The 19,214-nt window shown below is 68.9% G+C and carries 16 protein-coding genes; 12 read left to right on the plus strand and 4 right to left on the minus strand.

Going from position 1 to position 19,214, the window contains the following annotated elements; translation table 11 throughout:
* Positions 1 to 95 precede the first annotated feature (95 nt).
* From C6570_RS10390 to C6570_RS10415, 6 genes are all read left to right on the plus strand, one after another.
* On the plus strand, positions 96 to 1,799 hold the full coding sequence (locus tag C6570_RS10390; RefSeq protein WP_106704640.1) for a PHA/PHB synthase family protein: 1,704 nt from the start codon (positions 96 to 98) through the stop codon (positions 1,797 to 1,799).
* An 89-nt stretch (positions 1,800 to 1,888) separates the two neighbouring features.
* On the plus strand, positions 1,889 to 3,082 hold the full coding sequence (locus C6570_RS10395; protein ID WP_106703139.1) for an acetyl-CoA C-acetyltransferase: 1,194 nt from the start codon (positions 1,889 to 1,891) through the stop codon (positions 3,080 to 3,082).
* Positions 3,083 to 3,220: 138 nt separating this feature from the next.
* Entirely contained in the window at positions 3,221 to 3,958 is a 738-nt protein-coding gene (gene phbB, locus C6570_RS10400; protein ID WP_106703140.1) for an acetoacetyl-CoA reductase, read from the plus strand.
* A gap of 331 nt (positions 3,959 to 4,289) precedes the next feature.
* Positions 4,290 to 4,976 carry a hypothetical protein gene (locus C6570_RS10405; protein WP_106703141.1) on the plus strand — a complete coding sequence of 229 codons (687 nt, stop codon included), beginning with the start codon at positions 4,290 to 4,292 and terminating at the stop codon, positions 4,974 to 4,976.
* Positions 4,977 to 5,195: 219 nt separating this feature from the next.
* The gene (gene dusA, locus C6570_RS10410; protein ID WP_106703142.1) at positions 5,196 to 6,182 is read left to right on the plus strand and encodes a tRNA dihydrouridine(20/20a) synthase DusA; all 987 of its coding nucleotides are present in this window, start codon (positions 5,196 to 5,198) and stop codon (positions 6,180 to 6,182) included.
* Positions 6,183 to 6,425: 243 nt separating this feature from the next.
* Positions 6,426 to 6,863 (plus strand): hypothetical protein, encoded by a 438-nt coding sequence (locus C6570_RS10415; protein ID WP_106703143.1) that lies wholly within the window; start codon positions 6,426 to 6,428, stop codon positions 6,861 to 6,863.
* A gap of 215 nt (positions 6,864 to 7,078) precedes the next feature.
* Here the strand turns inward: C6570_RS10415 and C6570_RS10420 are convergent, their stop codons facing one another.
* Positions 7,079 to 8,086: an EamA family transporter gene (locus C6570_RS10420; protein WP_106703144.1), complete on the minus strand. Its 1,008-nt coding sequence runs from the start codon at positions 8,084 to 8,086 to the stop codon at positions 7,079 to 7,081.
* Positions 8,087 to 8,512: 426 nt separating this feature from the next.
* On the opposite strand from C6570_RS10420, the gene C6570_RS10425 reads away from it, so the two are divergent.
* The 3 genes from C6570_RS10425 (at position 8,513) to C6570_RS10435 (ending at position 11,013) form a co-directional block, all read left to right on the plus strand.
* Positions 8,513 to 9,445 (plus strand): glutaminase, encoded by a 933-nt coding sequence (locus C6570_RS10425; protein WP_106703145.1) that lies wholly within the window; start codon positions 8,513 to 8,515, stop codon positions 9,443 to 9,445.
* A 126-nt stretch (positions 9,446 to 9,571) separates the two neighbouring features.
* Complete coding sequence (locus C6570_RS10430) at positions 9,572 to 10,294, plus strand: hypothetical protein (protein WP_123812246.1); 723 nt, start codon at positions 9,572 to 9,574, stop codon at positions 10,292 to 10,294.
* A gap of 188 nt (positions 10,295 to 10,482) precedes the next feature.
* Positions 10,483 to 11,013 carry a hypothetical protein gene (locus tag C6570_RS10435; RefSeq protein ID WP_106703147.1) on the plus strand — a complete coding sequence of 177 codons (531 nt, stop codon included), beginning with the start codon at positions 10,483 to 10,485 and terminating at the stop codon, positions 11,011 to 11,013.
* A 239-nt stretch (positions 11,014 to 11,252) separates the two neighbouring features.
* Here the strand turns inward: C6570_RS10435 and C6570_RS10440 are convergent, their stop codons facing one another.
* Positions 11,253 to 12,314, minus strand: a complete 1,062-nt coding sequence (locus tag C6570_RS10440; RefSeq protein ID WP_164675527.1) for an NAD-dependent epimerase/dehydratase family protein — start codon at positions 12,312 to 12,314, stop codon at positions 11,253 to 11,255.
* Positions 12,315 to 12,447: 133 nt separating this feature from the next.
* Between C6570_RS10440 and C6570_RS10445 the strand changes: the two genes are divergently transcribed.
* Both C6570_RS10445 and pdxY read left to right on the plus strand, forming a co-directional pair.
* Positions 12,448 to 13,500, plus strand: coding sequence for a LysR family transcriptional regulator (locus C6570_RS10445; RefSeq protein WP_106704641.1), 1,053 nt, complete (start codon positions 12,448 to 12,450; stop codon positions 13,498 to 13,500).
* A gap of 113 nt (positions 13,501 to 13,613) precedes the next feature.
* Positions 13,614 to 14,465: a pyridoxal kinase PdxY gene (gene pdxY / locus C6570_RS10450; protein ID WP_106703149.1), complete on the plus strand. Its 852-nt coding sequence runs from the start codon at positions 13,614 to 13,616 to the stop codon at positions 14,463 to 14,465.
* 217 nt (positions 14,466 to 14,682) lie between these two features.
* Here pdxY and C6570_RS10455 read toward each other — a convergent pair whose 3' ends face one another.
* Positions 14,683 to 15,417, minus strand: a complete 735-nt coding sequence (locus C6570_RS10455) for a uracil-DNA glycosylase family protein (RefSeq protein ID WP_106703150.1) — start codon at positions 15,415 to 15,417, stop codon at positions 14,683 to 14,685.
* 230 nt (positions 15,418 to 15,647) lie between these two features.
* Between C6570_RS10455 and C6570_RS18425 the strand changes: the two genes are divergently transcribed.
* Positions 15,648 to 17,690, plus strand: a complete 2,043-nt coding sequence (locus tag C6570_RS18425; protein WP_425437868.1) for an ABC transporter permease/substrate-binding protein — start codon at positions 15,648 to 15,650, stop codon at positions 17,688 to 17,690.
* Positions 17,691 to 17,990: 300 nt separating this feature from the next.
* Here C6570_RS18425 and C6570_RS10470 read toward each other — a convergent pair whose 3' ends face one another.
* Entirely contained in the window at positions 17,991 to 19,178 is a 1,188-nt protein-coding gene (locus C6570_RS10470; protein WP_245896160.1) for a restriction endonuclease, read from the minus strand.
* Positions 19,179 to 19,214: the final 36 nt, after the last annotated feature.

A 19,214-nucleotide genomic window follows, 5' to 3' on the forward strand; every position in this document is an offset into this window, starting at 1 on the left:
GCCAACGGGCGCCCATAACAACGCAGGAGACAACGATGACACCTGAGCAAGCCGCCTCTTTGTGGCAAGGCATGGCGGGCAAGATGCCGCAAGGCATGCCTTCAGCCATGGACATGGGTCTGGTCGAGGGCTGGAAGAAGGCTTTCGAGCAATTCCAGAACATGGATCTGGGCGCCTTCAGCACCATGGCTCAGGGCGCGCCCGGCGCCGAGCTGCCGCAGCTGACCTTCCCCCCCGAAAAGCTGCTGGAGCTGCAACAGAACTACGTGCGCGAAGCCAGCGAGCTGTGGAACCAGACGCTGCAGGCCAACCCGCTGGTGAAAGACCGCCGCTTCAAGTCGAAAGCCTGGTCGGACAACCCCATGGCCGCCTTCACCGCAGCCGCCTACCTGCTCAACGCCCGCACGATGATGGCCATGGCCGAGGCGGCCGAGGGCGACGAGAAAAGCCGCCAGCGCGTGCGCTTTGCGGTAGAGCAATGGGTGGCCGCCGCCTCGCCCAGCAACTTTCTGGCGCTGAACGCCGACGCGCAGCAAAAAGCCATCGAAACGCAGGGCGAAAGCCTGGCCAAGGGCCTGGCCAACATCCTGCACGACATGCGTCAGGGCCACGTGTCGATGACGGACGAAAGCCTGTTCGAGGTCGGCAAGAACGTGGCCACTACCGAAGGCGCCGTGGTGTTCGAGAACGATTATTTCCAGCTGATCGAATACAAGCCGCTGACGGCCAAGGTGTATGAAAAGCCGTTCCTGATGGTGCCGCCCTGCATCAACAAGTTCTACATCCTCGACCTGCAGCCTGAAAACTCTTTGATTCGCTACGCGGTCAGCCAGGGGCACCGCACCTTCGTCGTCAGCTGGCGCAACCCCGATGCCTCGATGGAAAAGGCCACCTGGGACGACTACATCGAAAACGCCGCCATCGAGGCCATCCACGTGGTGCAGGCGCTGACCGGCGCCAAAACCATCAACGCGCTGGGCTTTTGCGTGGGCGGCACCATCCTGACATCGGCCCTGGCCGTGCTGGCGGCGCGCGGCGAGAAGCCCGTGGCGTCGATGACGCTGCTGACCACCCTGATCGACTTTCGCGACACGGGCATCCTCGACGTGTTCATCGACGAGAACATGGTGCGCTTTCGCGAAATGCAGATGGGCGCGGGCGGCATGCTCAAGGGCAACGATCTTGCCTCCACCTTCAGCTTCTTGCGCCCCAACGACCTGGTGTGGAACTACGTCGTCGGCAACTACCTGAAAGGCGAAACGCCGCCGCCATTCGATCTGCTGTACTGGAACAGCGATTCCACCAACCTGCCGGGCCCGTTCTACGCCTGGTACCTGCGCAACACCTACCTCGAGAACAAGCTCGTGCAGCCCGGCGCGGCCGAGGTGTGCGGCGAGAAGATCGACCTGCGCAAGATCGACATACCCATCTACGTCTACGGCTCGCGCGAAGACCACATCGTGCCCATTGGCGGCTCGTACGCCAGTACGCAGGTTTTCCCAGGCAAGAAGCGTTTCATGATGGGCGCCTCAGGCCACATCGCGGGCGTGATCAACCCCCCGGCGGCCAAAAAGCGCTCGCACTGGGTGCGCGACGACGGTCAATTTCCGGCCGACGTGAGCGAATGGATTGCCGGCGCCACCGAAACGCCAGGCAGCTGGTGGTCGGACTGGTCGGACTGGCTGGGCGCCCAAGGCGGCAAGCAGGTGGCTGCGCCCAAGCGCTACGGCCGCGGCACCGCCTACGAACCGATCGAGCCCGCGCCGGGCAGCTACGTCAAGGCCAAGGCCAAGGCCTGAGCGCCGGGCACTTTTAACCTGTTTCAAGTCAGAAAGGCCGCCAGCGCACATCCCACCATCGCTGGCAGCTATCATTAGGAGAGCAGAAAGTGGAAGACATCGTTATCGTTTCAGCGGCGCGCACTGCTGTGGGCAAGTTCGGCGGCTCGCTGGCCAAAGTGCCGGCAACGCAATTGGGCAGCATCGCCATCCAGGCCGCGCTGGAGCGCGCCAAGGTCACCGGCGAGCTGCTGGCCGAGGCCTCTGGCCAGGTCATCATGGGCCAGGTGCTGGCCGCTGGCGCCGGGCAAAACCCTGCGCGCCAGGCGCTGATCAAGGCGGGCCTGCCCAAGTCGATTCCGGGCATGACGATCAACGTCGTCTGCGGCTCAGGCCTGAAGTCGGTGATGCTGGCGCAGCAGGCCATTCTGGCGGGCGACAGCGACATCGTCGTGGCGGGCGGCCAGGAAAACATGAGCGCCAGTCCCCACGTGCTGCTGGGCAGCCGCGACGGCCAGCGCATGGGCGACTGGAAGATGATCGATTCGATGATCGTCGACGGCCTGTGGGACGTGTACAACCAGTACCACATGGGCATCACCGCCGAGAACGTGGCCAAGCAGGAAGGCATCACGCGCGAGCAGCAGGACGCGCTGGCGCTGGCCAGCCAGCAGAAGGCTTCTGCCGCGCAAGACGCAGGCAAGTTCAAGGAAGAGATCACGCCGGTCAGCATTCCGCAGCGCAAGGGCGACCCAGTGGTGTTCGACACCGACGAGTTCATCAACAAGAAAACCAGCGCCGAAGCGTTGGCGGGCCTGCGCCCGGCTTTCGACAAGGCAGGCACCGTCACCGCGGGCAACGCCTCGGGCATCAACGACGGCGCGGCCGCGGTGGTGGTCATGAGCGCCAAGAGGGCGGCCGACCTGGGCCTGACGCCGCTGGCGCGCATCGTCAGCTACGCCACCGTGGGGCTGGACCCGGCCACCATGGGCCTGGGCCCGGTGGGCGCCACGCAAAAGGCGCTGCAGCGCGCGGGCTGGAAGGTGGGCGACGTCGACCTGTTCGAGCTGAACGAGGCCTTCGCCGCGCAAGCCTGCGCCGTCAACAAGCTGCTGGACATCGACCCGGCCAAGGTCAACGTGAACGGTGGCGCCATCGCCATCGGCCACCCCATTGGTGCGTCAGGTTGCCGCATTCTGGTCACGCTGCTGCATGAGATGAAGCGCAGCGGCGCCAAGCGCGGCCTGGCCGGCCTGTGTATCGGCGGCGGCATGGGCGTGGCCCTGGCGCTTGAGCAACCCTGATCGCGCCGCGTTTTCAGCACATATGGCTGGCGTAAACCCTTGGGCGCGGTGACCCGCGCTTAAGGTAAATTGGGCGCATGTCGGCGCCCCAGTTGCGCCGCCAGCTATGGTTTTTGTAGTTCAAAGAGGAGACAGTCAATGAGTCAAAAAGTAGCGTACGTCACCGGTGGCATGGGTGGCATCGGAACCGCCATCTGCCAGCGCCTGCATAAAGAAGGCTTCACGGTCATCGCCGGCTGCGGCCCCACGCGCGACTATCAGAAGTGGCTGGATGAGCAAAAAGCGCTTGGCTACACCTTCTACGCCAGCGTCGGCAACGTGGCCGACTGGCAATCCACGGTCGACGCCTTCGCCAAGGCCAAGGCCGAGCACGGCCCGATTGACGTGCTGGTCAACAACGCCGGCATCACGCGCGACCGCATGTTCCTGAAGATGACGCGCGAAGACTGGGACGCCGTGGTCGACACCAACCTGAACAGCATGTTCAACGTGACCAAGCAGGTGGTGCCTGACATGGTCGAGCGGGGCTTTGGCCGCGTCATCCAGATCAGCTCCGTCAACGGCGAAAAAGGCCAGGCCGGCCAAACCAACTATTCCGCCGCCAAGGCCGGCATGCACGGCTTTGCCATGGCGCTGGCGCAAGAGCTGGCAGGCAAGGGCGTCACCGTGAACACCGTCAGCCCCGGCTACATCGGCACCGACATGGTCAAGGCGATTCGCCCCGACGTGCTCGAGAAGATCGTGGCCACCATCCCGGTCAAGCGCCTGGGCCAGCCGGAAGAAATCGGCTCCATCGTGGCTTGGCTGGCCAGCGACGACGCGGGCTTCACCACCGGCGCCAACTTCTCGGTGAACGGCGGCCTGCACATGAGCTGACGCGCAAGCGCCCGGTCGATAGGCTGTTGCTCGAAGCCCCGCTTGCTGGGGCTTTTTCTCAGGTTCTTCGGTGGCTGGTGCGTTGCGCCTGCACGGTAGCGTGCGCGTGGAACGAGGCGGGCTGCCCCGGTGGCGTGCGGCTGAACACAACCCTAGGTTGTTGGGCAGGATCGAACGTGCCTGGCCGTGATGAGCTGGCGACTGCTTGTCGCGCACTTTCGACCGGCGCGTGCCTCGCGCGGAGCGCGCTTGGCCTCGGTGTCTCAGGTCATGCGCGCGTGATTTCTGCATCTTCTTCTTGTAGCATCACGGCTTTTATCGGGTAAGGCTCATGTTGACCGTAAATTCTGCTCCTGCGATCGGTCTGAAATGCATTGGCTTCGGCCTTGCTGCGCTGGTGTGGGCGTCCGCCGCGCAGGCGCAAAGCAACGCCGTGCTGCTGGACTGCGGCACCGGCCAATCGACCGCGTCGGTGACTATCGGGACAGATGCGAGTTGGTCGAGGAGCAGCGACGGGGGCAGCACGTGGGCTCCTGCAGCGATCACGTTCGACGTCAACGGCAGCTGGAGCACCGCCCCCACGGGGTCCAGCTGGATTGGCAACGGGGCAGGCGGCCAGCCGGCCAGCGCGCAGCAGTTCCTGCGCACTTTGCGACTCGGCAGCGGTGTGGATACGTCAGTTCCGCTGACGGTGAGTTCCAGCTTTCTGGTGGACGACTCGCTGACGGGCTTGACGATCGGTGGCCTTTCCACTGGCATCAGCGGCGGCACCTACACCGGCGCGCCGACCAACGCATCTGGAACCGTGTCGCTTCCGAGTGCGGGCGACTATCCCTTAGTGGCCTTGGTCAACAACAGCGGCGGGGGCTACGGCGTGGCGATGAGCCTGACCATCACCGGTACCTGTCGCGCGACACCGGTGGCCGCAGTGCCCGCCGATGCGCCCTGGGCCTTGGGCACGCTGACGGGCCTGATCGCCTTGCTGGCCACCCTGGCCGCGCGCCGCCGTCGAGCTTGACCGACTGGCCGGGCCAGGTTTGTCCTGGCGATGGTGCCGGGCTCAACCGGCGGGGCGTGAGCTGGTAGGCACGCCAACAAAACGCGTCCCGGTGAGCACAATAGGCCCATAGCGCGAGCGACGCGGTTGGCCTAGCGCTTGCCGGCGCATGAAGGCACCCGCGCAGGCGTCCAGCGTCATCAACAATCCATGCACCCAACCCCTCCCACAGACCCACCGATGAGCCCATGGCGCCTGTCGGTCGCGCCGATGATCGATTGGACGGACAGGCACTGCCGGTTCTTTCATCGCCTGATCACCCAGCGCGCGCTGCTGTACACCGAAATGGTGAACGCGGGCGCCATCGTGTACGGTGGCACCGAACGCCACCTGCGCTTCAACGCGGAAGAGCACCCGGTGGCCCTGCAGCTGGGCGGCAGTGAGCCAGAGCGCCTGGCCCAGGCCGCGCGCCTGGGCGAGCAATGGGGCTACGACGAGATCAACCTGAACTGCGGCTGCCCCAGCGAGCGCGTGCAGCGCGGCGCGTTTGGCGCGTGCCTGATGGCCGAGCCGCAACTGGTGGCCGATGGCGTGAAGGCCATGCTGGACGTGGTGAGCGTACCGGTCACCGTCAAGCACCGCATCGGCATCGACAAGGAAGAAAGCTACGCCTTTGTGCGCGACTTTTTGGGCACGGTGGCCGATGCGGGCTGCCGCGTGTTCATCGTGCACGCCCGCAACGCATGGCTCAAGGGCTTGTCGCCCAAGGAAAACCGCGAGATTCCGCCGCTGCGCTATGAGGTGGTCTACCAGCTCAAGCGCGACTTTCCGCAGCTGACCATCGCGTTGAACGGTGGGGTGACCACTGACGAGCAGATCGCCACGCACCTGCAGCACGTCGATGGCGTGATGGTGGGGCGCGAGGCCTACCACCGCCCCTGGCTGATGCGCGAGTGGGACACGCGCTTTCTGGGCGCGGCTTCAGCGCTGCACACCACGCCGGACGAGGTGGAGGCGGCCATGGTCGACTACATGGCGCGCGAAGCCGCCGCGCACGGCACGCCCTGGTACGCCATCGCGCGGCACATGCTGGGCCTGCACCACGGCCGGCGCGGTGCGCGCCTGTGGCGCCAGGTGTGGAGCGACCACAAGCTCAAAACCCTGCCGGCGCACGAGGTCTGGGCGATCGCCAAGGCGCATCTGGAAGAAGTGCCGGTTGAGGCCTGAGTAGCCTTCTGACGCCCGTGTGGCGGGCGCTGGCAGCTACTGAATCCATAGTAAATATCGGCCCGACCAAGGTGCCGGTCAAAGGCGCCGCGCGCGTGTGGACACCCTGCGCGCGCCTGTGCGCGCCCGCGCAATGAGGTCATCCACCTGGCCCGTTGCCGACGCGCAGAGCGCCCCTTGGCCTACGCCCGACCGGGCACGGGGGGCCAAGAATGGGGCATCCACCATCACCAGGAGCGACAGATGAGCGGCTTTGCCACCGACCCCGGTCAGTTTTCCATGTCCGGCGCCTACTACCCCAAGGGCCACGCCTTCGCGATGTTCAAAGACGCCGCCACGGCGCAGGCGGCTGTCCCTCGGCTGGCGGACCTGCCGCAGATCGGGCAGGTGCAGACCGTGTCGCCGGGCGAGATCACGCAGGCGTTCGCCGATCGCGCCAAGTCGGTGGGCGGCGTGCCGTCGCCGGGGCGCGAGGATCAGTTCATGCTGCGCTATGTCGGGCTGGCGCAGCGCGGCTGCGCGGGCGTGCTGATCGACATGGCCGACGCTGCGCCGGACGACGTGGCCACGGTGCTGGCGTCGGAAGGGGCGTTGTTGGCGTATTCGTACCGCGCACTGGTGATCGAGGAGCTGGTCACGCCGCCGCCGCCCGTGGAAGGCGTGGCCGCCGGCAAGCTGTGAGTGCGCGGGCTGCGCTGGGCCCGCTGGTCCAATAGACCACTCTAAGCCAAATAGGCCGCTGGCGCAGGCGGGAAGGGCGCTGGCAGCTACTTAAAACGTAGCAAAACCGACGTGCTGTGTGGGCGCATTGGGCAGCCATGCACCGCCGGAATCGGTCTTTGTGTATCGCCTTGGCGCGTCAAGCCGTACCGCGCGCCATGCGCGGCCCGCCCCGCTCAGTCGCGCGCTGCGCGCCAGCGCGCTTGCAAGCGCGGCCACAGGACGTTGACCGTCAGCCCGCCCATCACCAGCAGCGCCGCCACGATCTTCCAGCCCGGCAGCGATTCGCCCAGCCACAGCGCCGACGTGCCCATGCCGAAGATCGGCACCAGCAGCGCCATGGGCGTGACGCTGGCGGCGGGGTGGCGCGCCAGCAGCCAGGCCCAGGCCGCGTAGCCAAACAAGGTGTTGCCCACCGCCTGCCACAGCACGGCGGCCCAGGTGGCCCAGTCGGCCGACGCCACGCCCGCGCGGATGGCGGGCCAGCCTTCCAGCCACAGCGACAGCATCAGCAAGGGCGGCACGGCAAACAGGCTGGACCACACCATGTAGCCCACTGCGTCCACCCGGCCCGCGCTGCGGCTGACGATGTTGCCCGCCGCCCAAGACAGCGCCGCCAGCAGGATCAGCACCAGGCCCACGGGCGTGATCGACGCGCCATCCGTCACCGCGTGCCAGCCGATCAGCGCAATGCCCGCCACGGCCAGCAGCATGGCCAGCACCTGGTAGGCGCGCACGCGTTCACCCGCCGTTGCCATGGCCAGCCCGACGGTGAAGAACACCTGGATCTGGATGACCAGCGACGCCAGGCCGGGCGAGATAAAGCGCGTCATCGCGATGAACAGCAGCCCGAACTGCCCCACGCCGATCAGCAGGCCGTACGCCGCCAGATTGCGCCAGCGCGCCTTGGGGCGGCGAATCAGCCACAGCGCGGGCAGGGCGGCCAGCGCGAAGCGCAGCGTGGCCAGCAGCAGCGGCGGCAGGTGGTCCAGCGCGATTTTGATGACGGGGAAATTGCTGCCCCACACAGCCACCACCGCCACGGCCAGCAGCAGGTGGCGCGCGGGTAGCGCGCCGCTGTGCGCAGCGGGTGCCACCGGGGCGGGCGCGGTGGGCGCTGGGCGCGATGCGGGCGATGCGGGCGCATCGGCAGGCGCGACAGGCGCGTTGGTGGCGGGGTTCATGGGCGGCCATTGTCGTCTTTGCTGCTTCAGCGCGCTGGGCGCGGCACTGTCTTGGTGCGCCGCGCGGGCAGGCGCAGGGGTTGATGCCGCGGGCGGGCCGCTTGCGGCGCGCGCGAATGCGGTGGCGCGTGGGGCAGGGTGAGGACGCGCGCGGCGTGGTCGCCGTCACTGAATCTTCTAGCCAAATCAGCCTCTGGCGCAGGTGCGGCCAGCGCTGGCAGCTATCAATTTGAAAGTGAACGGGTTGCAGCCAGCGGGTGTGGTGCGCGCAGTGGGCGTTGCCAAAGCGCGCTGCGGCGCTCGGTCTGGCACCATCGCGGTCGCGGCGCAGCCCCTGTCACGTCAAAAAGCGCTGCGCCATCTCTGCCACTGCACGCGCCGCGCCGGGGCCCTCCAACCGCTTGTCTGCCCGCTCGCTTCACCGCCATGCAATTCCAACCCATCCTGGATGAAATCACCGCCATCTTGCAGCAGGACCTGCAGCAGCACGGCCCCGGCGGCCAGGTGGCCAGCTACATCCCGGCGCTGGCGCGCGTGCCGGCGGGGCAGATCGGCATGGCGCTGCGCACGCGCGACGGGCAAGAGGCGGTGGCCGGGGCGGGCGCGCAGCCGTTTTCGATCCAGAGCATCTCCAAGGTCTTCACGCTCACGCTGGCCATGCAGAAGCTGAGCGAAGAGGCGCTGTGGTCGCGCATCGGGCGCGAGCCGTCGGGCACGGCCTTCAATTCGCTGGTGCAGCTGGAGTTTGAGCACGGCACGCCGCGCAACCCTTTCATCAACGCGGGCGCCATCGCCGTGGCCGATCGGCTGATCGGCCTGTTTGGCGACACGGCCTGTGCCGCGCTGACCGCGTTCATGAGCGATCTGGCGGGCGAGCCGATCGGCTACGACACCGAGGTGGCCGAATCCGAAGCCTCTACCGGATACCGCAACCAGGCGCTGGCCAATTTCATGAAAAGCTTTGGCCGCATCGACCATGCCGTGGCGCAGGTGCTGGACTTGTACTTTCACCAGTGCGCGCTGTCGATGAGCTGCCTGCAGCTGGCGCGCGCCGCTGGCTACCTGTGCAGCGACGGCGCGCACCCGCTGGCTGCCGGCCAGGCGGTGATGACCGAGCGGCAAACCCGCCGCATCAACGCGCTGATGCTGACCTGCGGCACCTACGACGCGGCGGGCGAATTCGCCTACCGCATCGGCCTGCCATGCAAGAGCGGCGTGGGCGGCGGTATTCTGGCCGTGGTGCCGGACCGGCTTTCGCTGGTGGTGTGGTCGCCCGCGCTGGACGCATCGGGCAACTCGGTGCTGGGGCAGAAGGCGCTGGAGCTGTTCACGCGGCGTACGGGGCTGTCGATTTTCTGAGGGCTACAGCGCGCGCAACGCGGCGCACGTGGTGATGCGCGGGGCGGCGGTGCAGCAGGGGCGGCCCTGGTGCGCGTTTGCCGCCATCGGTGGCCCAGCGCTGGCACCCACCGTGCGCGTGTTGCGATGAGCCGGGCACGCTACAGTGCGCGCATGGGCTGGCTGGACGGGCGCATCCTGCGCGATTTGAAGCACGCCGGCTTTGCCAAGGCGGAGCGGCAAGCCGTGCGCGACACGCCCGCCATGTGGGCGCAGCTCTCGCAGTTCTACGCGCAAGGCGGCAGCGTGGAGCGGGTGGACGCCGCTTTCTCTGGTGCCACCGGCGCGCCCCAGCAGATCCGCTTCTTTTGCCCACCGCCACCGGCCGCCTGCGCGCACAGCACCTACGACGCCCTGGCGCACGAGCTGGGCCACGCGCTGCAATGCCCTGCGCAGTGGCAGCCTGCGGCGCATTTCGACAGCGCCCAGGCCTACGCCCACGCGCGCGAGCTGGGTGAAGCGCACGCCTGGCTGAACCAATACCGCTTGAACCAAGCCTGGCAAGGCGGCGCGCCCCCGGCGGCGCAGGTGCTGCTGATCGAAAACGACAGCGACTTTGGCGCCACGCCGGTGGACATCTTCGCGCGCATCGCCCAGCGCGAAGCGGCGGGCTGGGCCGAAGCGCAGATCCTGGACGAGCTGGCCATGCTCAACGCCAACATGTACCCCTGTGGCATGGGTGAGGGCAACCTGAAAACCTACGGCCAATGCAACCGCTGGGCTGCCACAGGCCGTACCCGGCGTGGCGGTGTGCGCAGCCGGCCAGCCCGCATCGGCCTCAGCTCCCGCAGCGTGAGCCGCGCGCGGTAGCAGCAGCCGGGCGCGGCGGACCGATCTCCTACACGGCCGGGCGGGCTGGGCCGACAGCCGGCGCAGGCCATGCCTTCCAGCGCGGCGCTGCATCGGCGGCGAGACTGAAAGCCAGCCTTTTCGCAACGGCGGCACGCCAAGGCCGAAAGCCTGCAGCCTGCCGCCAGACACCTCAAGGAGACCCTTTCATGACCGACCCGAAAACCACCCCCGCCGCACCCGAAGCCCCTGCGCCCCTGCAACAGCCGTCGCAAGACCCGCGCCTGGTGGCGCAGGTGCCGATGGATGCTGACACCGCCTCGCGCGAGGTGAAAAGCGTGGGCGTGGGCGGCGGCGTGGTCGCTGGCGTGGCCGCGGGTGCCGCCGTGGGCACGCTGGTGGGCGGCCCCTTAGGCGCCGTGGTGGGCGGCACGGCCGGTGCCATCGTCGGCGCACTGGGCGGCTACGCCGCCGTGGACGCCACCGACCCCGACTACAGCTACTGGCGCGACAACTTCCGCACCCAGCCCGGCTTCGTGGGCGACTACAACTTCGAGGACGACTACTCGCCCGCCTACCGCCTGGGCTACCAGGGCCGCACGCGCTACGCCGGCAAAACCTGGCAAGACGCCGAGGCGGACCTGCAGCGCGACTGGGAAGCGCTCAAGGGCCAGTCGCGCCTGAGCTGGGATCAAGCCAAGGCCGCCGGCCGCTCGGCGTGGGAGCGTGAGCGTGGTTGAGACGCGCCGATAGGGACGCGCCGATTGAGACGCGCTCACTGAACCGCGCGGGACAGTCCAGTCGCGAGGGCGCTACAGCGCTGGCAGGCCGGGTGCGATCGCTTGGTCTCTCGGCTCGCGCGATGCGTTGACGCCCAGAGCGGCCATGCCTGGTCAAATCAGCCTCTGGCGCAGGTGCCACCAGCGCTGGCAGCTATGTATTCTGTAGTGCTTCTGCGCTTCGGCGTTAAACCACTGCGTCAGCCGATGCGCAGGCTGGCACGCAGCGCCTCATCCCACGGCGTGTGCGGTTCATCCTGCTGCAAAAAGGCCCGCAGCTTGGCGTTCGACAGGCGTACCGGCTGCTGCCATAGCCAGCGCATGTCCAGCACTTCGCGGCTCATGGCGTGAAACGGCGCGACCACACGCATCGCCCCCCACGGAAACGCTTGCGTGCGCGGGCGGTGCACGGTGGCCTGCCCCAGCAAATCGGCAGTGCGCGCGACCAGGGTCTGGCCGTCGGCATCCCAATGGCCCGCCGTGTGAAACGCCTCCCAGCGCTGCAGGCGCGCGCGCTCGGCCAGCAGCAGCGCAACCGTGTGCGCGTAGTCGTCCAGATAGTTCCATTGGTGCCCAACACCCGCCGCACCCGGCTGCCAGATGCGGCGCACGGTGGGCGGGACGCCCGCGCCGGGCACCGAGGGCCATTCGGGTCGGTTCAGCGCGGGCAGCATGGCCTGCGCGATCCAGCCGCGCGGGGCGTGGGCGCCAAAGAAATCCCCCGCGCGCACGACCAGCGCGCGGCATTGGCCCGCTTGCGCCGCCGCTTGCAGGCGCGCTTCCAGCGTGTGACGCAAGCGGCCTTTGGCATTAGCGGCGTTTTCAGTGCCATCGCGCGCAGGCGCACCCTCGCTGATCGGCGACGGGCTGGGCGCCAGCGCGTAGACGTTGCCCGGCAGCATCACCGTCACCTCGGGGTGGGCGACCGCGTCCAGCACCGCGTCCATCATGGGCAGCACTTCGCGCGGCCAATCCACGTAGGTGGCCGGATTGGCGGCATGAACGATCACGTCGCAATCGCGCGCCGCCTGCCGCAACGCGCCAGGTTGCCGCAGATCGACCTGGCGCCAGGGCAGGGTGGCCAGGTCGGGGTAAGCGTTCAGCCGCGGCGCCGCGCTGCCCCGGCCTGCCAGGGTGACGCGCACGCCGCTGCGGGCCAAGCGGCTGGCGATGGCCGCGCCGGCGGCGCCCGTGCCGCCCAGTATGAGGGCGTGGTCGGCGGTGCGGTGCGTGGGCAGGGCGCGATCGGTGTGGGTGGACATGGTGAAGGGTGGCAGCAGTGGATGAATCTGTATGGATTGTTGAGATTCACATGGCGCTATGGAAGGCCAAGAATGTCGGTTTGACCATTCAGTAATGAATAAGCAGCCGGCGCGCCGCGCTACGATGCGCCGCATGTCATCAACGTCACCCCGCGCTGCTTCAACGGATGCCACCGGGCTGCCTGCCAGCGCCGGCGCGGCCACCGACCCTGGCGCGCCCGGCGGGTCGGGCAGCGTGGCCTTGTCCCCAGCGCTTGCCGCCTCAGGCACCCCGGCGCAGCCAGCGCAAGCCGATCGCAACGCCGACGCGCCAGGCTGGGACGAGCTGCGTGCCGTGCAAGCCGTGCTGGCCCACGGCAGCCTGTCGGGCGCGGCGCGGGCCTTGGCCAGCAGCCAGCCCACGCTGGGGCGGCACATCGCGGCGCTGGAGCAGCGCTGGGGCGTTGCGCTGTTCAGCCGATCGAAGACCGGCCTTAAGCCGACCGAGGCGGCCCTGGCGCTGGCGCCGCTGGCCGACGCCATGGCCGCGCAGGCTCTGGCGATGGGGCGGGTGGCAGAAGGGTGGCGCAGCCCGCAACTGCACGCCACCGTGCGCCTGACGGCCAGCGACGTGATGGGCCACGCCGTCTTGCCGCCGCTGCTGGCCCGGTTGCAGGGCGAGCACCCCGGCATCCGCATCGAGCTGAGTTTGAGCAACCGCGTGCAAGACCTGATCGGGCGCGAGGTGGACGTGGCCGTGCGCATGCATCAGCCGCACCAGCCCGCGCTGCTGGCCCAGCGCGTGGCCGACCGGCCCGTGGGCCTGTTCGCCCACCGCCGCTACCTGGTGGCCCACGGGGTGCCGCACACCGAGGCCGATCTGCTGGAGCACCGCCTGATCGGCCACGACCGCGAAGGACCGCCCGCGCTGACGCCAGAGCACGCGGCTATCTGGCAGCACGCGCGCTTCGCCCTGCGCTGCGACGACGAGGCTGCGCAATGGGCGCTGGTGCGCGCGGGTGCGGGCATCGGCGCCGGGCATGTCGCGCTGGCGGCCGAGCTGCCCGATCTGCAGCGCGTGCTGCCCCAGGTCGAACTCAGCCTGCCCGTGTGGCTGTGCATGCACGAAGACTTGCGCCACAGCGCCGCGCACCTCGCGGTGTTCCGGGCGCTGGCGGAAGGCTTGCGCGCGCCGCCTCCCGCCTAGCCCTGGGCTGGCCACGCTGGTCGGCCGGCGAGGTGCTGGCAAGGCGCGGCCAGGGCGCGGCCAGGGCGCGGGCAACGGCCAGGGCGCGCCGCGAAAGGCGGACAATACCGCGCGTGAACATTCTTTCCATCCAGTCCCACGTTTCCTACGGCCATGTGGGCAATTCGGCCGCCGTGTTTCCCCTGCAGCGCCTGGGGCATGAGGTGTGGCCGGTCTACACCGTCAACTTCTCCAACCACACCGGCTACGGGCAGTGGGGCGGCTCGGCCATTGCCGCCACCGAGGTGGCCGCCATCATCGACGCGATGGACGCGCGCGGTGCGCTGGCGCGGGTGGACGCGGTGCTCAGCGGCTACCAGGGCAGCGCCGAGATCGCCGATGTGATCCTGTCTACCGTGGCGCGCATCAAGGCGCTCAACCCCAAGGCGGTGTACGCGTGCGACCCGGTCATGGGCAACGCCAAGTCGGGCTGCTTCGTGCACCCGGATATTCCCGTGCTGCTGCGCGACCGCGTGGTGCCGGCGGCCGACATCGTCACGCCCAACCAGTTCGAGCTGGGCTTTCTGACGCAGCGCGAAGTGCGCACGCTGGACGAAACCCTGGCCGCCGTCGACGCCACCATGGCCATGGGCCCGCGCACCGTGCTGGTCACCAGCGTGGAATGCCCCGGCCGCGAGGCGGGCACCATCGAGATGCTGGCCGCCGACGCCGGCGGCGCCTGGATCGTCACTACGCCGCACCTGCCCTTCAAGGCCAATGGCTCGGGCGATGTGACGGCCGCGCTGTTCACCGCGCACTACCTCAGCACCGGCTCGGCCGCCGACGCGCTGGCGATCACCACCGCCAGCGTGTTCGAGCTGCTGGAGCGCACCCACCAATCCGGCCAGCGCGAGCTGCAACTGGTGCAGGCGCAAGAGGCCTACGTCAACCCGCAGCGGCGGTTTGCCGTGCGGCAGTTGCGCTAACAAAAAGCCTGAAGGGCAACCCAGCCATTCCGAACCAAAGGTGCCGCTGGCGCAGGCGCATCCGGCGCTGACAGCTATATAAATCATAGTATTCAGGGTTGGCCACCGGCTGTGGAGCATTGCCTTGGGCCGCCTGCGGTGGGGCGAGCCGCGCCTTGGCTCAACGGGGCACACGGCCCGCATTGGCGCTGTCAATAGCGAGGCCACTCTCGCCGACTCAGCCCGCCTGCCACACGCCTTGCGCCACCAGCGCTTGCGTGGCCGCGTCGGCCCAGCCGCGGTTGGCCAGCGGGCTGGCCGGGCTGGGGTGCAGCACGCGGCCAAAGCGCAGGCCGTCGGCTTGGCCCTGCAGCGCGCTGCGTGCGCGTTTTTCCGCCCACACCCCCACGCCGATCACCCAATCCGGCCGTAGCGCGCGCACCAGCGTCTGCAGGTGGGTATCGCACGCGGCCAGCAGCGGGCGCTGTTCGGCGGCGGGCAGTTTGTCGGGCGTGATGTTGCGGCCGCCTTCCAAAAACACCAGCGGGCAGTAATTGGCGACGAAATGCTCGGCAAAGAAGGCGGCAGGCGTGCCGAAGCGCGCCGCAAACAGGCCCCACAGGCGCTGGCCGCTGACTTCCGAGCGGGTGCAGGCAAAGCCTTGCACCGGCCGTTGGGGGTTGGTGGTGCCCGGTTGGCCAATGTGGCCGTGCAGGCCCAGCCAATCGCGCACGGCGGCCACTTCGCCAAAGGGCACCCCGGTCTGCGCCATGCCGAAGGGCCCGGGGTTCATGCCGACGAACACCACGCGCTTGCGGCCCTGGGCGTAGCGCTGCAGGTACTGCTGGTGCACGTCCCAGGCGTAGTCCAGCGGGTTGTACACGTGGGTAATGGGGGGCGCGAAATGCAGCGTGTCGACGGCATTGCGCAAGGCGCGTGCGGCCTGGATCAGTTCAGTGGCGGTATCGGGCATGGGTGGGCGCGGGGTGAATGAGGGCGTTGGGCGAAAGCGGGTGGAAAGCCGTGGCCTGCAACCCGATGGGGCCGGGGCGTGCAGGCCCACACTCTAAAACGGTGGCGGGCGGCCACAGCTCACTGTTCGCTGGCGCCATACCTCGAAAACCGGACAGACCGGCCGCCGCGCGCGCTTGGGGGCCGCTGGCGCCAGCGCCGGGCCCCAACCGCATCGGTATAGTCCCGCGCATGCATGTTTCACATCCTTGCGCGCGCGGCTGGCTGGCGCGCTGTCTGGTTTTTCTGAGTCTCGGCTTGGCTGCGGTGGCCGCGCTGGCGCAATCTGCGGGGGCGGCGGGCGAGTTGCGCGTGGGCTCCAAGCGGTTTACCGAGTCGTACATCCTGGCAGAGATTGCGGCGCAGACCGTGCGCGCCGCGGGCCAGCCGGCGCAGGTGCGCCAGGGCCTGGGCAACACCGCCATCGTCTATGAGGCGCTGCGTGCCGGCCAGATTGACGTGTACCCCGAATACACCGGCACCATCGCCCAGGAAATCGTCAAGGACCCCAGCCACACCAGCGTGGCCGATCTGGACCGCGCGCTGGCGCCCATGGGCCTTGGCGTGGGCGTGCCGCTGGGCTTCAACAACGGCTACGCGCTGGCCATGCGGGCAGAGCAGGCCACGGCCCTTGGCGTGAACAAGCTGAGCGACCTGGCCCGCCTGCCTGAGCTGAAGTTCGGCCTGTCCAACGAATTCGTCGGCCGCGCCGACGGCTGGGCTGGCCTGGCCAAGCGCTACGGCCTGCCGCAGTCGCCCCGCGGGCTGGACCACGGCCTGGCGTACGAGGCGCTGGCGCAGCGCCAGATCGACGTGACCGACATCTACACCACCGACGCCCAAATCGGCAAGCTGGGCCTGGTGGTGCTGGCGGACGACCTGGGCTACTTCCCGCGCTACGACGCCGTGCTGCTGTACCGGCGCGATCTGCCCCAGCGCCTGCCCGCCGCATGGCATGCGCTGCAGCAACTGGAAGGCAGCATCGACCAAGCCGACATGATCGCCATGAACGGCCAGGCGGTGCTGGAATCGCGCCCCTTCGCCCAGGTGGCGCAGGGCTTCGTGCGCTTTCTGGTCGGGCCCACGGCGGGTGCCACCGCTGGCGCGGGCGAGACCGACCCGGTCAACGCCGCCGCCACTGGCACCTTGCCCTTAGACGCGGCCGCTTCCGGCGCCAGCGCGCCCGGCGCTGCGCTGACACCCGGCGGCGCGGCATCGGCCGCTGCCGCTGCGGCGGCCGGCACGGCCCCTACACAGGGCGGATTCGCCTCACGCTTCTGGCAGCGCCTGTGGGCGCCCGATCTGGGGGCGCTGCTGGGCCAGCACCTGCTTTTGGTGGTGGTGTCGGTGGGCCTGGCCACGCTGATCGCCGTGCCGCTGGGCATCGGGCTCATGGCGCACCCGCGCGCACGCGCCATCGCGCTGGGCACCGCCAGCGTGCTGCAGACCATTCCGTCGCTGGCCTTGTTGGCCGTGCTGATCGCGGTGCTGGGCGTCATCGGCAAGCTGCCCGCCCTGATCGCGCTGACCGCCTACAGCGTGCTGCCGATCCTCAGCAACACCTGCGCCGGCCTGGCCGAAGTGCCGCCCGGCCTGCGCAACGCCGCTGCTGCGCTGGGCATGACGCGGCACCAGCGGCTGGGCTATGTCGAATTTCCCCTGGCGCTGCCCACGGTGCTGGCCGGCGTGCGCACGGCCACGGCCATCGCCATCGGCACCGCGACCATCGCGGCCTTCATCGGCGCGGGCGGCCTGGGCGAGCGCATCGTCACTGGCCTGGCGTTGAACGACAGCGCCTTGCTGCTGGCCGGCGCGCTGCCCGCCGCTGCCCTGGCGCTGGTCAGCGAAGCGCTGTTTGAGCTGACCGCCCGTCATCTGGCCCGCCGCCGCAGCGCGCCGACGCCCCGCGCCGAACGGGTGCGCAGCACCAGCAAGGCGCGCGTCTCGGCCCCCGCCACGGTGCCCGCCACCATGCCGCCAACGCTGCCCGCCTCACTGGAGGCCAGCACACGGCCCCCCAGCAGCCAACGCCCGCGCACCCGCTCGGCCAGTGGCAGCTCAGCCCGCAGCCTGCGCGCCCAACCAGGCGAGTCGACCCGCGCCAAGCCGACCGAAGCCGACGACGAAGCCGCCCGCGCCCGTCGCCGCGCCCGCGCCGAAGAACGCGCCGCCCACGCCGTCGCCCAGCGCGAGCTGGAGGAGTACGAGCGCCGGCAGCGCGCCAACAAGCCATAGGGCGGGCGAGGGGGCGTTGGCAAGTCAAATCGCCCACCAGCGCTGGTGGGTAGGGCGCTGGAAGCTATCAAAATATAAGTGATCGGCTGCTGGCCTCGACCCGCGGGTGACACTGTTAGCTCGGGTTTGGCGCCCACCGTGTGCGCACCCAAGAAGGATCACGGTGGATGAGGCTGCGGCCCAGTGCGCGGTGGCCTGGGTACCGCGTGATGCGCTCGCTTGGATATGGCGCCCGCGAATGCGCGCAGCCAGTCTTCATAGCAGCCGTGCGCTGCCGTCAGAAACTGGCGGCGCCAGCGGTCAACCGCGTGCCTCTAGCCGCGCCTTCGCCGCAGCCGTCATGGCTTGGTTACCGCGGCAGCGGGGGAATTGGCTGCAGCTCCAGAAAGGCTCGCCCGTCGTGCTGTTGCTGCGCGGCACCATTTTCAGGCCGCAGCTGGCGCAGGTAGGGCGCCAGTAGTCGCCCTCGAAAGCGATGGCGAGCAGCTCAGCTTGCTGCTCAGGGGTGCGGCTGGCGATCAGCTGAAGCAGCCCGGCGCCGTCTTGCGCGTTGATGCCGTTCGCCTGCGCAAAGGCCAGCGCGTCGCGGGTGAAGGTGGAACTGGTCGCGTAAGTGCCGCGCTTCAGGCCCAGGGCGGCCATGGTGCCGAAGAACTCGCGCACCGCGCTCACCGGCACGGGCTTGCCTTGCCAGTGCTTGCATTGAACCACCGCGACCGGGCCGCTGGCATTGCGCGAATGCAGCCAGATGTCCACGCCACCGTCGGCACCGTGCGACTGGCTGCGCGTTTGCAGGCCGGCTTGGGCGAACAGGGCTTCGCACACCGCTTCAAACCGGCGCCATTCGATCAGGGCGAACACCCGGGGCGACCACGCCGCGGGGCGGTCTTCATCTGGAGCAACGGCGGTCGTGATGGCTTTGCCAGCAAAGGCTTGCGGAAGTCGCTGCGCCGCGTCGTCATGGCGCGGCGCGTGTGCGGCGGCTGGATCTGCTGCAGAGTTGCCACCTACTTCGGGGGGCACCGCTGCGGGCACACCACGTCGCGCCATCGCGCCACCTTGTGCGCTAGCCGCTTGGGCGGCCCTCGCTGGCGCAGCCGCGCCGTCCTGCGCGGCCCTCGCTGGCGCAGCCGCGCCGTCCTGCGCGGCCCCGCGCGGCTTGGCGACCGACCTCAGCGCGAAGTGCAGGGCGACCAGCAGCGCACCCAAGCCCAGGAACAACCAGCCTGGCATCCGCAAGCCCGCCTGCATGGCTTGAAACACCGGCTTGGGCGGGGCCATGGCAGGCAGGATCAGCAACACAGCCCCGAAGAACAACAGGCCCGCACCGGCCGAGACCAGCGATTGGCGGGGACGGCGTGGCCGGCCGGCGCGGCGGGCGCGAGGCGATGAGGGATTGCGGCGAGGCGAGGACATGCGGTCAATGGGGATAACGATGTTGTATGGACTAGACGGCAACGGCGCCGATGGTCGGTCAAAACCCGCCATCATTGCGCATCGTCATGCGGGATGCGGCGCGGTCTG

This window comes from Ottowia oryzae, assembly GCF_003008535.1.
Lineage (GTDB): Bacteria > Pseudomonadota > Gammaproteobacteria > Burkholderiales > Burkholderiaceae_C > Ottowia > Ottowia oryzae.